The 15,813-nt window shown below is 44.3% G+C and carries 16 protein-coding genes and 2 pseudogenes; 3 read left to right on the forward strand and 15 right to left on the reverse strand.

Features of this window, described 5'->3' with window-relative positions:
• Positions 1-420 precede the first annotated feature (420 nt).
• Positions 421-675, forward strand: a complete 255-nt coding sequence (locus tag ACZLMD_RS11730; protein WP_118560886.1) for a type II toxin-antitoxin system Phd/YefM family antitoxin — start codon at positions 421-423, stop codon at positions 673-675.
• 59 nt (positions 676-734) lie between these two features.
• A pseudogene (locus ACZLMD_RS11735) lies at positions 735-935 on the forward strand (Txe/YoeB family addiction module toxin); the annotation flags it as partial.
• An 80-nt stretch (positions 936-1,015) separates the two neighbouring features.
• Here the strand turns inward: ACZLMD_RS11735 and ACZLMD_RS11740 are convergent.
• On the reverse strand, positions 1,016-1,639 hold the full coding sequence (locus tag ACZLMD_RS11740) for a DUF4317 family protein (protein ID WP_489495773.1): 624 nt from the start codon (positions 1,637-1,639) through the stop codon (positions 1,016-1,018).
• A 166-nt stretch (positions 1,640-1,805) separates the two neighbouring features.
• Here ACZLMD_RS11740 and ACZLMD_RS11745 point away from each other — a divergent pair, with 166 nt between their 5' ends.
• Positions 1,806-2,435, forward strand: coding sequence for an HAD family hydrolase (locus ACZLMD_RS11745; protein ID WP_022306721.1), 630 nt, complete (start codon positions 1,806-1,808; stop codon positions 2,433-2,435).
• Positions 2,436-2,447: 12 nt separating this feature from the next.
• Here ACZLMD_RS11745 and ACZLMD_RS11750 read toward each other — a convergent pair whose 3' ends face one another.
• The 14 genes and pseudogenes from ACZLMD_RS11750 to ACZLMD_RS11815 all read right to left on the reverse strand — a co-directional run.
• On the reverse strand, positions 2,448-3,191 hold the full coding sequence (locus ACZLMD_RS11750; protein WP_022306720.1) for a metallophosphoesterase family protein: 744 nt from the start codon (positions 3,189-3,191) through the stop codon (positions 2,448-2,450).
• Positions 3,192-3,399: 208 nt separating this feature from the next.
• On the reverse strand, positions 3,400-3,762 hold the full coding sequence (locus tag ACZLMD_RS11755) for a P-II family nitrogen regulator (RefSeq protein WP_022306719.1): 363 nt from the start codon (positions 3,760-3,762) through the stop codon (positions 3,400-3,402).
• 67 nt (positions 3,763-3,829) lie between these two features.
• Positions 3,830-5,047 carry an ammonium transporter gene (locus ACZLMD_RS11760; RefSeq protein WP_455058231.1) on the reverse strand — a complete coding sequence of 406 codons (1,218 nt, stop codon included), beginning with the start codon at positions 5,045-5,047 and terminating at the stop codon, positions 3,830-3,832.
• 310 nt (positions 5,048-5,357) lie between these two features.
• Positions 5,358-6,083, reverse strand: a complete 726-nt coding sequence (gene prdB, locus ACZLMD_RS11765; RefSeq protein WP_489495754.1) for a D-proline reductase (dithiol) protein PrdB — start codon at positions 6,081-6,083, stop codon at positions 5,358-5,360.
• Between the two features lie 139 nt (positions 6,084-6,222).
• Complete coding sequence (locus ACZLMD_RS11770; RefSeq protein WP_489495756.1) at positions 6,223-6,663, reverse strand: CBO2463/CBO2479 domain-containing protein; 441 nt, start codon at positions 6,661-6,663, stop codon at positions 6,223-6,225.
• Entirely contained in the window at positions 6,663-8,459 is a 1,797-nt protein-coding gene (gene prdA, locus ACZLMD_RS11775; RefSeq protein ID WP_489495758.1) for a D-proline reductase (dithiol) proprotein PrdA, read from the reverse strand. The genes ACZLMD_RS11770 and prdA overlap by 1 nt, the downstream gene beginning before the upstream one ends.
• A gap of 12 nt (positions 8,460-8,471) precedes the next feature.
• Entirely contained in the window at positions 8,472-9,779 is a 1,308-nt protein-coding gene (gene prdC, locus ACZLMD_RS11780) for a proline reductase-associated electron transfer protein PrdC (RefSeq protein ID WP_489495760.1), read from the reverse strand.
• Between the two features lie 182 nt (positions 9,780-9,961).
• Entirely contained in the window at positions 9,962-10,834 is an 873-nt protein-coding gene (locus ACZLMD_RS11785) for a LysR family transcriptional regulator (RefSeq protein WP_489495762.1), read from the reverse strand.
• Positions 10,835-10,998: 164 nt separating this feature from the next.
• Positions 10,999-12,000 (reverse strand): DUF8462 domain-containing protein, encoded by a 1,002-nt coding sequence (locus ACZLMD_RS11790; protein ID WP_489495764.1) that lies wholly within the window; start codon positions 11,998-12,000, stop codon positions 10,999-11,001.
• Between the two features lie 346 nt (positions 12,001-12,346).
• The gene (locus ACZLMD_RS11795; protein WP_489495765.1) at positions 12,347-13,255 is read right to left on the reverse strand and encodes a hypothetical protein; all 909 of its coding nucleotides are present in this window, start codon (positions 13,253-13,255) and stop codon (positions 12,347-12,349) included.
• A 216-nt stretch (positions 13,256-13,471) separates the two neighbouring features.
• A complete protein-coding gene (locus tag ACZLMD_RS11800) occupies positions 13,472-13,846 on the reverse strand; it encodes a hypothetical protein (RefSeq protein WP_489495767.1) in 375 nt (124 codons plus the stop codon).
• A 379-nt stretch (positions 13,847-14,225) separates the two neighbouring features.
• Entirely contained in the window at positions 14,226-14,702 is a 477-nt protein-coding gene (locus ACZLMD_RS11805) for a hypothetical protein (RefSeq protein WP_489495769.1), read from the reverse strand.
• Positions 14,703-14,920: 218 nt separating this feature from the next.
• Entirely contained in the window at positions 14,921-15,241 is a 321-nt protein-coding gene (locus tag ACZLMD_RS11810; RefSeq protein ID WP_489495771.1) for a hypothetical protein, read from the reverse strand.
• A 272-nt stretch (positions 15,242-15,513) separates the two neighbouring features.
• Positions 15,514-15,813: pseudogene (locus tag ACZLMD_RS11815) on the reverse strand (ORF6N domain-containing protein); the annotation flags it as partial.

Consider the following 15,813-nt stretch of genomic DNA (forward strand, 5'->3'; position numbering starts at 1 on the left):
GTATTCAGAATAACTCAAATTGAATCGGAAACAGTTTTTAATAGTGTCCCATATGGGTTTACCTTACCTCAGATTGACAGAGAGTGACAATAGGTTGGAGCCCTCCTAAGGGGCAGTTGGGGGTTCGATTCCCTCCGGGAACGCTGAAATATAGGATTTGAGACAATATTTGAGAATGGATGTTGTTTCGGATCCTTTTTCTTTACCGGTGTTTCTTATATTTTTCTTAAAATCCGATGAAGCCATAGCATTCTGACCGCGAAAAATATATCATCAAATTTGTTTCTATGTCATAATTTTTGTATTGTCACAATTTTTCAAATTTTCCTGCATAAGATCCATTGACATGAAAACAATAGAAGAATATAATAAAAGTACGAAAAAACATACGATTTTTTGTACAGAAACGAGGTGTCAAGCATGTTAGCAGTAAAGAGCATGGATGTAAGAGAAAATTTCAAGGCATTATGTGATAAGGTTTTCCGAGGGGAAACATTGATTGTTTCAAGACCTAAAAACGAAAATATAGTGATGATGTCAGAATCTGAATACAATGCGCTTATGAAAGCGAAAAGAAACGCGGAATACCTCGCTATGCTGGATAAATCCATGGCGGAAGCAAAAGCTGGTGGTTTTATCACAAAGACAATTGATGAGTTAGGAGAATACGAATAATGAATGTAGTATTTACTCCGACTGCATGGCAGCAATACACGGACTGACAGAAGGAAGATAAAAAGATTGTAAAACGGATCAACGAGCTTATAAAAAGCATAGACCGCGATGGCTTATTAGAGGGAATCGGTAAGCCTGAACCGTTAAAGCACAGGAAAGTATGTAGCAGACGAATAACGGACGAACACAGACTTACATATAACTTTGACAGCAACAAAAATCTCATAATATATTCTTGTAAATTTCACTATGAAGATTAGCACCGTTCAGGTGCTTTTCTTTATTGTCTGCATTAGTGCTTCTTCACATACAATTTATCATGTTTTTTAACAGAAATCTCCTAATCAATTCCAAGCAGCTCCAGCAGTGCGCTTTCTGCTGCCCCGGGCTCCTTCCGGAAAACATCGATCAACCGCCCGTCCCCGCTTCGATTTTTAAATGCGGGATAGAGGAATCCGCATTCCGGCTCTCCCGGCTCATAATCGTCCTCCAGCGGGCAGAATATTCCGATCAGAAAATCATAAACCTCCTCGGATTCCCATTGGCTTTCCCCGTCCGTTCCTTTCCGCGGGATATCGTAACCGCCGTGAAATACATACACCGCAAAACCGCCGCTTCTCTGGTAATGACGTCCGACCTCCTCGTAAAACATCTCCAGCAGAGCATCGTTTTTCAGCTCACTCTCATTCAGAGCGCAGAGAAGCTTTCGCATGCTGTCATCGGAAAGGCCCCTTGTCCGGTAAGCGTACTCCTTCAGCTGCACATTCGTCTCCGCAAACGGAACTGCCTTCGCCAGCTTCAAATTCTTGTCCCGCTCCGGTGCGGTCAGATTCAGAAAATGCTGATTAAAGGTTCCATCAATAAAACCTTCTTCATCCATATATGCGCCCGCAATGCGGTCAAAGCAGTTTCTTTTGACAGTCATGCGCCTTGTCAGTTCTAACATGTCATCCCGATTGATCATTCCCATTGTCCTAACGTACCTTTCCATTGTCCGGGAGCCGTGAAACAAGCTCCCACAGACTGTATTTTTATGCTATACTCTAAATGTACAGCTTTTGCCGAAGCTGTTAATTTACATAATATATTCCTTTACACATAAACGCAAGCACAAGAAAGGACAAACAACTATGATCGATATGACAAACATTAAAAATATAATCTTCGACATCGGAAGCGTTCTGCTCGAATACCGCTGGGAGGACATGCTGATGGATCACGGTCTTTCCCGCGAGGACGCCATCAAGATCGGCACTGCCATGTTTACAGATCCACTCTGGTCCGGCATGGATCTTTCCTCCACCGGAGAAGAGCAGGCTATCATCGAAAGCTACCACCGGAAATATCCGGAGTACGGCGATACGATCGAGTGGTTCATCAATCACTGCGAATACATGCATGTTCCAAGAGAGGATGTCTGGGAGCGCGTGCATCAGTTGAAGGGGCTTGGCTACACGCTGTATCTGCTGTCCAATTATCCGGAAACAATGTTTCACAAGCACACCGACAATGCTCCGTTTATCGCAGATATGTCCGGTGGCATCATTTCCTTTCAGGTAAAACAGATCAAGCCAAATGCCGAGATCTACCAGTCACTTCTTCGCAAATATGATCTTGTTGCCGATGAATGTCTCTTCTTCGATGACCGCGCCGACAATACAGAAGGCGCCAGAAAGCAGGGGATCCACGCCATCACAGTAACCTCAAGACAATTCCTTGTCGATGAGCTGGACAAAATAATAGCAGCAAAGAACTCCTGATTCTTTGCTGCTCTACATTAACTTACCGATTTCATCAAAAATACAGTGACACTTCTCTTCCTCGAAGCTGACGTTCACATGCATGTGACCGAACATCCACGCCTCGAACTCTGTCGTGTTCTTGATCTGATCCAGATAATCCGTCAGATAATCCTTCTGATAGAAATCCGGGTATCCATCCATCTGCTCCAGAATAGAGGAGCATGGACTGTGCGTGATAATATAATCAACCTTATTGCCATGTGCCGCAAGGTTATCTAAACCCTCCTGCATCTCCTCCTCAGACGGAAGCTCACGCTCCCACCAGGACAGATGGTTGATCCGGAACATCTTACGCATCTTGTACCAGCTCTCGATCCGCTCATCATCCGGCTCCAGCACGCCGTCCGGAATATCATGGCAGCTCGCACCGCCAAACGTAAAGATACTGCGGTCGTCAATATCAAAAACCTGCCCTCTCATCAGATGGATCACGGATGGACGGATAAAGTTCACCTTACCGCCATGCCATTCCTCCACCGGAAGATTGTCCAATATATCATAATTGCTGTGATTACCTGCAACAAACAATGTCGTAAATTTCCTATTCTCCAGCCAGTCGAGATTGCCATTCTCTCTCGGACTGTCATCCCAGATTCCAAAATCACCGCAGATGATCACATAGTCATCCTTTGTCAGCTCTACCCCTTCCGGAAAAACATACTTGTTCAGTCTGCTCTTCCAATCGCCGTGGGTATCGCCCGTTACAAATACCATCTCCATCAGCTCCCAATTTTATTTGCGCGTGCGCACGAAATTTGAGTCATATATTTCATTATACATGTATTCGGGGCAAAATGCTACCAAAAAAATAATTTGGTAAATTTCATCAACTACTTTCACACCGGGAGCCTGATTTTCAGCATTTATGCCGTCTGCACCGTCATCCGCAGCACGTCCGGTCACCTACAGGGAATATTTACCTCTACTCCGTCTGATCCGCCGCCCACACGGCCTTCGGTCCGTGTTCCCCGGTACGGATGCGGACAACGTCCATCAGCTCGTAAACGAAGATCTTACCGTCGCCGTGTTCTCCGGTGTGTGCCGTGCGGCAGATCGCGTCCACCGTGCGCTCCGCCCACTCCTGGCTGGAGACAACAATCTCGAATTTCACCTTCGGAAGAAGGTTGATATCCACATCATAGCCCCGGACCTTCTCCTTATATCCCATCTGCGTACCGCAGCCCATCACCTGAGAGATCGTCATTCCATGCACCTGCAGCTCCTGCAGGGCATCCTTTACATCCTCCATCTTATCTTCGTTAATGATCGCATCTATTTTAATCATGATTCCTACCTCCATTTCAATCAATATGTTTCACTGCACAAATCCAAGCCATTCGCTGTTCACCGCATTAGTCCAGACCGTTAAAGGAAGGATATGCACTCTCTCCATGCTGGCTCTCATCAAGACCCATGCGCTCATCATACTCTGTGACACGAAGCGGTGTGAACAGCTTGACAATGGATGCACAGATCAGTGTTCCGACAATCGCCACGGCGATCGTTGCGACAATACTGATCACCTGCGCCAGAAATAAACGATAATCACCGTAGATCAATCCATCCCAGCGGGCAACACCATTGATCGACTTCTGTGCAAATATTCCGGTTGCGATACCTCCCCAGATACCACCGACGCCATGACATCCAAATGCATCGAGCGCATCATCGTAACCAAAACGCTTCTTTACAACAGACATCATGAAATAGCAGATCGGACTGACGACGATACCAATGATAATTGCAGACCAGAGCGGTACGAAGCCGGCTCCCGGAGTGATCGCCACAAGTCCGAGCACCGCACCGGTACAGGCACCGATCACGGTTGGCTTTCCATCACGGATCATATCGATCGCCATCCAGGAAAGCATTGCACAGGCTGCTGAAGTGTTCGTTGTCATAAAAGCGTGTACGGCAAGACCGTTGGCGCCCAGAGCACTTCCTGCATTAAACCCGAACCATCCAAACCAGAGGATGGAAGCTCCCAGCAGAACAAACGGAATATTGTGTGTGCGGTATGCTGTTTTCTCGTAACCGCGGCGCTTGCCAAGCATCAAAGAAAGCACAAGACCGCTGACACCGGAGCTGATATGTACGACATTGCCGCCGGCGAAATCGACAGAGCCGAGCACCTCTCCGAGAAGTCCTCCCTTGCCCCATACCATATGTGCCATCGGGAAATACACAATCAGAAGCCACAGTGCGATAAATGCGAACAGTGCTTTGAAACGCATTCTTCCTGCCACGGAACCGGTGATCAGTGCCGGCGTAATGATTGCAAACATCATCTGAAATGCTGCAAACAGCAATGCCGGTATTCCGTCTGCATATGCACCCGGCTCCCAGCCTACATTTGCCATACAGAAGCTTTTCAGGTTACCGATCACGCCGCCACAGTTGCCGCTGAAGGAAAGGGAATATCCCACAAGCACCCACATCAGTGAGGCAAGCCCCATAATAAAAAACGAAGAGAGCATCGTGTTCAACACGTTCTTCCGGCGGACAAGTCCACCATAGAAAAATGCAAGCCCCGGCGTCATAAAGAACACAAATGCCGTTGCTATCATCATAAATCCAGTATCTCCAGAATTTAACATATCCGTACCACCTTTCTGTCCATAACCATTCTCCTGCCTTCCAAAAATAACATATCTTCGTATTTGCCTTTTTCAGAAAACAAAAAAGGCGCTTCTATCTTGAAATAGAAGCACCTTCGCTCTTTACGAAAGTCATCATAGCACAATCAAAAATCATTTTCAATAGTTTTTTCAAAATAAACTTGATTTTTCTTGGTACGGTTTCGGCAAAGACTTTTCAAAGCAAAGCGGACGCTTAATTTTAAAAAGCTTATAATCTTAGCATTGTACGTTTTCCATCTCGTTATACGTTGTGACGGTACTCATATGGCAGCACCTTCATTCCGTTGTAGCTTGGACAGTCACGCACCCACTCCAGAGATTCTTTGACGATGGCGGTCTGCTGTGGAATATTGTTTGGCTCACCGGCGTTGGAACCGATCGGCACATGTGGTGCGGTGATACGCGGTGCTCCCTGCTGTCTTGCGATCGGCGGAAGTGCGGCGATGACAACACAGCTCATGCCGGCTTCCTCGCAGCAGCGCGTTACAATGGTTGCGGAGCGGTGACAGGTGCCGCAGCCGCCGGTACAGAGAACGATATCAACACCCTGCTCCTTGAGCTTTCTGGCAATCTCCGGTCCTGTCTCCTCACGGAACTTCTCAACATTTCCGCCGCCTCCCATGAAGGTGTATGTCTCATCTGCCAGCGATCCGATGAATCCGGCGTCGACAAGCTCATGGAGACGGTCGATCGGGAACATTGCATTGACATCCTTGTTGATGTCTGAATTATCAAAGCCTCCGTGTGTTACCATCAGCTGGTCAGACGGCGTATCGAACGGAATGATCCGGTAAGAAAAGTCGCCGGAGGTGTTAAACGGTGTCTGATCCTTTTTGTGGATACCTCCCGCTGTGACAAATGCGACCTTGCACTCGCTGAGCGGTTTCTTAAGCTCGGTAAATACAGGCTTTGGTGTGATCGGTACAAATATTTCTGACTGCATTCCTTCTACTGTCGTTAAATTCATAATTGCCTCCTTATCTGTGCGTTCTCCCGGAATGGATGTCATCCCGCAGGCACTGAATACTGTTATTATTCTTCAATCGTAGCTGTTTGTATCATCGAAACTATTTCTTTAATACTCCAAACATTATTGCTTCCCTGTGCTAGATGGATTCCACCAGGATATCCCGTTTCCCGACAACCTTCATACAGCTAAAATAAAATTCCGTTTCCTGTCCGTTTTTCAGGACAACAGGGGTAAATATCCATCTTCTCGGAACGGCAATACAGCCGAGATCATTCATGATATTTACCTTGACCGCCGTGTCGTTGACCTCCACGATGCGGCCTCCCAGCAGACAGGGTTCGATCTCATGGTCCGTCACCATATCGGAGCTGTCATAATCGTAGGGATTTTCTACAACCTGAATGTAGCTGAAATAAAATTCCATCTCATGACCCGGCTCCAGAGGTTCGGAAGTGATGACCAGACGCTTCGGGATCGTGATGACCCCGAGACGACCGTGCAGATGGACTTTGATCCGGTCATCCTGTACTTCCTTGATGAGTCCTCCCATTTTGATCGGATTGATCATATAATCCATTAGTGTAATGTCCCGTTATCAAGCAATTTTGTTTCCGGAAGTCCTAACAGCTTGTTATTCGCATTGATAACATCGTTGTTCCATTTCTTTGGTGCAGGCTTGATCTCTACACCAGCCATCTTATTCTTCAACATCTGAATTGCACGGGTTGCGACTTCCTTCGTTACACAGGAGCAGCCGGCCACATTATTTTCAAAGCCGCCCTTGTCCATATTCTCCTCAACCATTGCTGAGGCATATTCATTTCCAACAACAAGCTGTCCCTGATAAGCACAGAAGGAAACGCCCACAACAGGGATTCCGCGCTTACCTGCCTGACCGATATGCTGGATAAAATCAATATGGTTATTTCCAAAGCCCTCTGTCGTGATGATGCAGCCGTCAATATCAAGCGCTTCGAGCAGAGATCCGAGCCGTTCGGAAACCCACATCTTCTCATCGTTGACCTGCGGTGAACCGACGCAGACAACGCCGATCAGATCCAGCTCCTGATCTGCCGCAAGTCCTTCTACCAGCGGCTCACGGATGTAATGTCTTGTCATTTCCTTTGTTGCCGGTCCGATACATGTCAATGCATGGATGGAACCGTCACGCACCTGATTCGGCGTCAGCATGATCGGCACGTTGCCGCAGTCTACGTTTTTCTGACCGCCGAGAATACCACACGGCTCTGTCGGGCAGATAACATTGTCATGCATTGCGCCCTGTCCCATGATCTCCTTTACCAGTACGACACGCGGGTTTCCGCTGCGGCGGATGTCCTCGCAGGTCTCCTCACGGATCACTTCACCGTCATATTTCTTCAGCTCATTCCGGATCGCCTGAATAATGTAATCCTGACATTTATGTGCGGCAAACGGACCGGGACGGCTCATACCGGTCTTTCTCTCGATCACGGCATGGCAGCGGATGATAATATCATTTTCATCGGCACAGCCCGGATGACCAAAGTACATTTTCTCATCAAGATATCCCTCGGATGAACCAAACTCATGAACCTGTACGCCATCCTCATCGACACCGGTCAGCATAAATACAACGCCGTCTGCGACCTTGGTAACGCCCTCGCCAAGCTCACCCTCTACCTTGGTTGCAATTGGGCAGACGTCCATGATCGTCTCGGTGTAAACATGACGTTTGTCCGGATAGATCACATCGAGTGCAAGGCTCTTGCAAAGAGGATCCTCCTTGACTGCCTTATCCACGATCGAACCGTCGATCGTAATCTTTCCGTCCTTGATCGAAGTGGTATCTCCAATCTCCACATCGGTGATCTTAATGTGCTTTTTGATCAAGGTGCGGATCACCTTTTTGATGCTCTCGTCAGATGCCGGTGCCTCCGGTGCTTCCACAACAGCGGGTGCTGCCACGCCGCCTCCTACCGGTACGTCCAGCTTAAAGCCCTCCAGGTTTGATGCCTTATCAATTTCAATATGTATCATGCCATTCCCTCCTGTCGTGGTGCGAATAACCGGGGTCTGTGCTGCCTCTGCCGGCTCCGGTGCTGCCGTTGTTTCCGGTTCTGCGGCTGCCTCCTCACAGTCATTCACTTTATCTACTACTTCCTTCGTGATCGGTGTCAGTGCCTCGACATCCGTAAGCAGGGTGCTTCCAATCACCTGCTCGATGCGAAGACCTTCCGGGCTTAAGGTAAGAAGCCCTGCCTCTTCCATGTCATCAAACAATCCCGGATCCTCCAGATCTGCTTCACTGATGACAAGTCCCTTTTCCCTGCGGCAACAAAAGATTGCCGGATCCTTTAAATGCTGCTGTAATGTTTCCTTTGTAATTGACATAGTGCTTCCTCCTTATCTATTTTTGATCTTTCTAATAAGATGAAAATTAACTGCCCGAAGGGCTGCGTCGGTTGAATGATACACCGGAAGCCCAAGCTGCGGCGCACACGACATTACCGTGTTGGAGCAGTCGGTACAATTGCCGATCAGCACCGCCTGTGCGCCGGCCTTCTTTAATGCCATGACCTTCTGCACCTGCCCCGGACATCTGCCCGGATTCTCGCATTTGAGACTGCCCTTCACTTCTTTCGCCTGCTTGCATTTCTCTACTCCCACAACCTCCGAGCCAAGACTGGCTGCAATCTGCTCCATTCTCTCCTGACAGGCACTGCAGGCACATACAAGAACGCCGATCTTTTCCGGTCCCTTCGGAAAACATTCCGTGGCGATCAGTCCGCCGGTTGTCTTGATCACGGGTGCGTCAGGTGTTGTCCGTTTCCCTGTAAACGGTCCTCCCATGATCAGCTCGCCATAGGATTTTCCAAGACCGCCCGCCTTCTCAAACATAGCGGAGACCTTTGTGCCGAGCGGCACATCGAGGAATACCTGAATCAGCTTATCCTGCTCGTTGCCTGCAATCTTTCCCGCCACCGTCATGTCCTTGTCGATAAACGGTTTATGTTCATCCACCGCCTCCTGAATCCGGCAGGCGGTCTCTGCATTGCTAACAATGGCATCCGCCGCCAGCGGAAGGTCGGTTACCTTCAAAAGCTTTCCAAGCACCTCTCTGATAATGGCTCTTTCTTCGCCCATCGGATACATGTCCTCCAGCAGCGTCAACGAAATGTCGGGATCCTGATTGGCTTCCTTCAATGCCTTCACCGCCTCGGTATGTTTCTCCTTGATCGCGATCACTCCCTTTGTGGCATGCACCACATCCATCGCGATCCGAAGCCCCCGCAGGAGCTGTTCGGGCTTTTGCCTGATCCTCTCTATATTATGGGAAAGGATCGGTTCGCATTCCGCCGCATTGATGATCACCGTGCCGCCGTGTTCAAATGGCTTGGAAAGCTTTGCGTAGGTTGGAAATCCGGCTCCACCCAGTCCAACCAGTCCCGCTTCCCGGATCAGCTCTAACGGCTCGCTCCCCTTTAACGGCTCGTAGTCCGCTGTCTGCTCTCCGACAGCTTTAATGAAAATGCTTTGCTCTGTCACCTTCGTGACGACTCCCTTTACACTGGAATACAGGTTTGCTCCCAGAGTGTTTTCCCTCTGAAACGCAACAAGTTGCCCCCGGTTTACGCTGTCGCCATCGACAACCACGGGAACAACTTGCTCTCCAAGATGTTGTTTCAAAGGATATTCATAAATATCTTCCATACGAATATCACCTCTGCTCTATTTCATTTTGCTTGACTTCCTTGCTATGGCACTTAGTATACGGTAGGTCTGACCATAAGTAAAGAAGCAATCCTGCATCCATCCCATAACAAACTGTTATGAGAAGAGCGAAAAACCGGCAGACTGCCATATCACAATCTGCCGGTTTTTCGCATCTTTATTTACGATATTTGTAATGTCTCCTTGATCGTCTGCGCAAATTTTCTCGCCGCCGGCGACAACCCGGAATCCGCACGCGCACCGATTCCAAGCTCTCTGGAAAAATACGGTTCCAGCGGCAGCGCAAGGATCTTGCTTTGCGCCGTGCCAATCACAAGATTCGGAAGAATACTGACGCCGAGATTATTGGATACCATGGAGATAACGGTATGATCATCTGTCGAGGTGTAGCGGATATCCGGCGTGATCCCCGCCTTCTGGATGGCGTTGTGAACATCATAATCCACGCCCTCCGCCGAAATGATAAACGGCCACTTCTCAATCTCCTTCATCGGGATCGCCTCCCTGCCATTGACCGGATAATCCTTTGGCAGAATCGCCATAAGTGCATCCTCGTAAAGCGGCGTCCAGCGCAGAGAACTGGCATGCTTTTTGCTGAGCAGTCCGAGATCCGCCTGACTGTTCTCGACCCACCCGACAATATCATCCGTGCCGCCCTCCAGCAGCTCGATCTCAATGCCCTGATATTTCTGTTTGAACGCAAAGATGACCTGTGGCAGCCAGCTTCTGGAAATACTGGCAAATGTAGCAATACAGAGATGACCGGTTTCAAGTCCGTTAATGTTGCTGACCGTCTGCGTGAGCTGCTCATTAACCGCCAGCAGTTCGCGCACAAGCGGCAGGATCATCTCCGCATTGGAGGTCAGCGTAACCCCCTTCGGCGTGCGCAGAAACAGAGGAAAGCCAAGCTCCCGCTCCATCGCCTTTAACACATGACTGACACCGGGCTGCGTGTAGCCCATACGCTCCCCGCTTTTCGTGAAATTCTTTGTCGCCGCCACGTCAGCAAAAAGAATGTATTTGTTGATGTCCATCCAACCACTCCTTCCCATAATTGACACCACGTTATGAGCATTTTCCTATATCCACAATTTAAAAAACGGGGACATCCTGTGTCCAGGACATCCCCGTTGATATCGTTTCGTGTATCATAACACTATGTTATGGGAGTCGTCAAATGGAAATGATGTAATCACTTTTAATTTGTCCAAAACCCCAATTCAATATTTCGACAGGCAATCTCTTTAAATCTTGGCAACGTAAAATCGATCTTTCCGTATCCCTTATCAATCAGTATGTCTTTCGAAATAAGAATTCTACGATATTCATTGTAAGTATTCTTATTCATTTGTGAAACACGCAATATTTCCCGGGTCGTCAGTTCCTTCGCCTGAAACATTGCCTGTAAAACCTCTTTTTCTTTTTGTGACATATCTTCCCAGATAATATCATAAACATTATTCGTCATCTTTTCATCAAATTGATCAATGACTTCTTTGTAATTTTTCTTTGTCCGAAAACACAGATAACCCAGCACCTGAAACGCATAAGAATAGCCCTTCGTAAATAATGCCATGTCACCGGCTTCCTTATCTGTCAGCTGCAAGTTCTTTTGGTAATCCAACATAATCGAATTTAAGCTTAACTGTTTTAAATCTTTCTTCTCTGCCCGTTTCAAAAAACTGATACGATCATCTTTCTGCAAAGACAAAATATTTTTCTTCAATCCTGCCATTAATATTACAATGTCATAATCTTTTCTTAACCAGATATTAAATGATTGAAAAAAGGCTTTGATATTCTGCGTATTGGAAATCTCATCTATTGTAAATAAAATGCGTTTCTTTTTCTTTGTGATACATTCCAAATATTGTTCGATCTTATGATTTGCACTTTCAATCGACTGCGTCTTTTCCAAAGTGATATCCATCACAGAAACACTGATCTTTAATTCGTCTAAAAGTTTCTTCTGCGACAAATGTTCCAATATCTGTTCAAACATATCAAGATCACTGTTCAAAGAAATAACAATGAAATCTTCCCGCTTCCGAAAATATTTTTCCACAAATGACAGCGCAACTGTTTTCCCGCAGCCACGAAGACCTGTAAGAGCATATGCCCGGATACTTGGTTCTTGTTCCAGATAAGTCTCTATAATTTCATTTAACTCTAATTCACGATCAATATAATTTCCCGGCATTTTCCCAAATACCAGGGAATAAGGATTCTCCATGGACGCCACACTCCTTTATACATTTTTATATACTTCATATCTTTTTATACATTTCTATATACTTCAATATTTATTATATATTTCTATATACTTTATGTCAAACAAAAGAAATGCAAAGTCCGATGAATCATCCCTGTTATTCACGATCAGAAAACTTCTCCTCAAGAGTGTCTAATCGTGATTTACTAAATCGTGATTTGACAGTTGTTATACCCGGATTTATGCGAAAAAGGGAGGGGGAGATAAGTCACTCGCTCTTCCCTCCTTTTTTATTTTTTCAGTGTGAAATGATTTTTATGTTTGTCATTTTTTACTATTCGTAATGTTCCGACATTTCTAAAGAATCATAATTCTTTCCCGGTCCATTGTAATCAACCCACATACTTCCTTCGGACTCATAAAATCCAAGATATTCGTTATATCCATCAGCACTCATTATATAAAACTGATCATAATCCTCACCGGACCAATCCCCTCTGTCCGTACAAATATATACAGGCTGACTTGCAACAAGCTTTCCATTACGAGATATTTCAGCAACTCCAATTTCATCATCTTCCACAGAGGAGTATGCACTAAACGAGATGGTATATCCATTATTTCCAACATAATTCCCCGCATATGACATTGCTTCATAATCATATGTAGAATCTATGTCGTTTGTAACATCCGACTCTGTATCAGTTTTGCTTTCTACTGTATTTTCTGTTGCATCATTACTGTGATCTTCCAAATAACTTTCAAATACTTTACTCAATAATCCCGCCAACATTAACGTTGATTGCGGAACCTCATTGAAAGAAAGATACGTTGCATCAAATGTATCCCCTTCATTATCAAGCGTAAACTGTATCAATGCCTTTACCTCAACTTTTTGATATGTACAAGTGCCTGTAAACTCAACTACATCAATATTATCAGTCGTATAATCAGGTTCACCGTCTCCATCATCATCGGGGCCTTCCTGTGTACCCTTAAAATATTTCCATGTAGGAAGTTCAAAAAAAGCTTCAAACGCTTCACCATAAGTAACTTCCGGATAATTGCTGTTTGTGCCATTCTTTACAGCCAAAACATTTTCATCCTCTGCCTGAACTACATTTGCCACCTGATCTACAACATCATCAACTGTAGCTTTTGCACCGCATGAACATAAACTAAAACACATTGTTCCTGCCAAAATAAAACTAATCATTCTTTTTCTTATAGAAACCTTTTTCATAAGCTCTTCCTCCCCAACATTTTATAATGTATCACCTTTGTCATAGGAAAATGATAACATAAGGTTGTCCTCAAAAAATTGTATTTTTTTCGCGGTACATTCAGATGTTTTGATAATCGGCAAAAAAAGAAAGTATATTCCAACTTTCATTTCTTAAATATTTGCGGTCTGTGCATCGCATTTATTTTTATATATTTCTATACATTTCTATATTTGTTATATATTTCTATATACTTTGTACCAGAAATATTTCCCCATGCTTTCCTTTTTTGCCGCAACCGCAGCCATGTTCACTACATTGGACATAAATGCCATTGCAAGAACCATAATAAATATGATCACGTTCTTGTAATTTCGTATCGGCAACAATATGATGATCGCGATCACCAGAATTGCATTGATGACCAGAACGAGGATCATTCTGGTTTCAAATTTCCGGTAATCTCCCTCCAGTTCTCCCAACACTTTCGCCACATTGTCATCTGCGACTTCTTTGATCTTATCATTTTCCACCCGCTCCCCTGCCAGAATTTCGTTGATACTGATTCCGTAAATGTCTCCGAGCAGGATCATAAATTCGACCGGCGGCATATAATTTCCATCTTGTGTCAAGTAATTGACAACATTTTCTTAATCTTTTTTTTCCTTTCCATTATATCAGCTTTAATCCCTAGTTGCTTCTGTTAGAGATCTTCCATCTTAATTCTATGGTCTTGTCTGCATAGACCACTATCTTATCAAGCAGCGCATCCAGTAACTCATCCGTAATCTCTGCCACTTCTGAATTACCTTCCAAGAACTTTAAGCCATTGTTATCCGATAGCTTTTGACTTTTCTTACCAGCTCATCCTGTTTCCCGATCAGAAAGCTTCTCCTCAAGAGTGTCTAATCGTGATTTACTAAATCGTGATTTGGCAGTTGTTATACCCGAATTTACACGAAAAACAAGAGGGGTAAGGTAAGTCGCTATCTATGAATAAAGCTCTATCAAAATATCAGTCATTACGAAATATTTTTTCATATCTTTTATTTCCCGTTTACCATAAGTTTGTATTACTTTATCTCCAACTTTTAATTTTACTTTTTTCCCCGTGTTAAATAATTTTTTAAATCTGTCATAAGTTTTGTTTTTCTTCGCACTACGCCGTAATTCATACAACTTTACAATAAAATCAAAATCATGCACGCCGGTAACTTTCACTTTCTCCTTTCCAGACACAAAAAGTAAATGCGGATCTTTTTTCCATCCATCCAGACAGTGTATTACCGAAAAAGTTATATTGTCATCCGCCTTGTAAATTTTTATCATCGGAACAAAACCGTCTGTTTTATCATTTAAATAAAACCAACCACCGGCATTCGGATAGATATACATAAAGCGGCTCGAATCAAAATCAAATATATATGACTTCAGCCCCGTACTCTTAAACGCCTTCATTATCTTCATGCTGCCTTTCAGATTTCTGGCATCTGAATGATGTCTTCTCAATTCCGTTATGATCTCGTTGTTATTAGCGTTTTCAATTGGCATTTTCTCTTTCAGCAATACTTCCAGACAATTCTGTAAAATAATTGCGTACGATTTCTGTTTATAACGATTTTTATCAAAATTCTTTTTCCCTTTAAGGAATTCGTCATTAATATACTGGAAAGAATTCGATGATGTTATGGTTGTAAAATATTTTTTATATTTTCCTGTTTGTATCTTTTTCTTTTTTTTAGTTCATTAAATGGTTCCTTTAATTTTTCTGTTTCCTCTGCAACCGTCGAATATGTATATTTTTTCAAATCATTTCTGACTTCATACATAGTATCATAAAAACTGTTTATAACATTCTCCTCTGCAAACACCGGATCCATCGTTGGTTCCGATGTTGCTTCCGATACCTTTTTCCCATTATTCACAGACTGTTTTGTGGAATCCGCACATGCAGACAGACTTAGACAACAAATTAAAACAATTAAAATGAAATATTTTCTTTTCATTATAATTAGCTCCTTACTGTTCACTATTTTTTAATCCTTTTTCTTTGTTATATATAACCATCCCCACTGTCTTATTAAGATCTTATATTTTTCATAAAGTAATTGTACCATATAATCGTCCAAATATGTCTTAATTTTTTCGCAGTGTGTTTGCAGCGCATATCAATCAGCATTCGAGTAGGCGACTAACCATTATTTGATTAGTCGATCTCTCGCACCACCGTGCGTACAGAGATTTACATCTCCATAATGGCTACTGCCATTATCGCTATTTAATTGTTTGCTTCTTCCGTTTCAATTTCTAAACGCTGAAGTATATCTGAAATAATTCCGACATCTTCAATCCGGCTTATTCCAAAACATTTTTTACCTGCGTCTTTAATCGATGCACCAATATGATATGCTGTTTCTTCATCTATAACGAGAAATCTATCGTGAAAAACTCCCGTATAATTCACAGTTAATGTTGGATACTGACTGTTAAAATTTGCAATATCCTGACTTGCCAAACGTGTTCTGCGAACAGTATAAATTGTTACATCTACACCATCTTTCTTTTTTGCAAGAATATT

The sequence above is a fragment of the Jutongia sp. genome, from assembly GCF_057878315.1.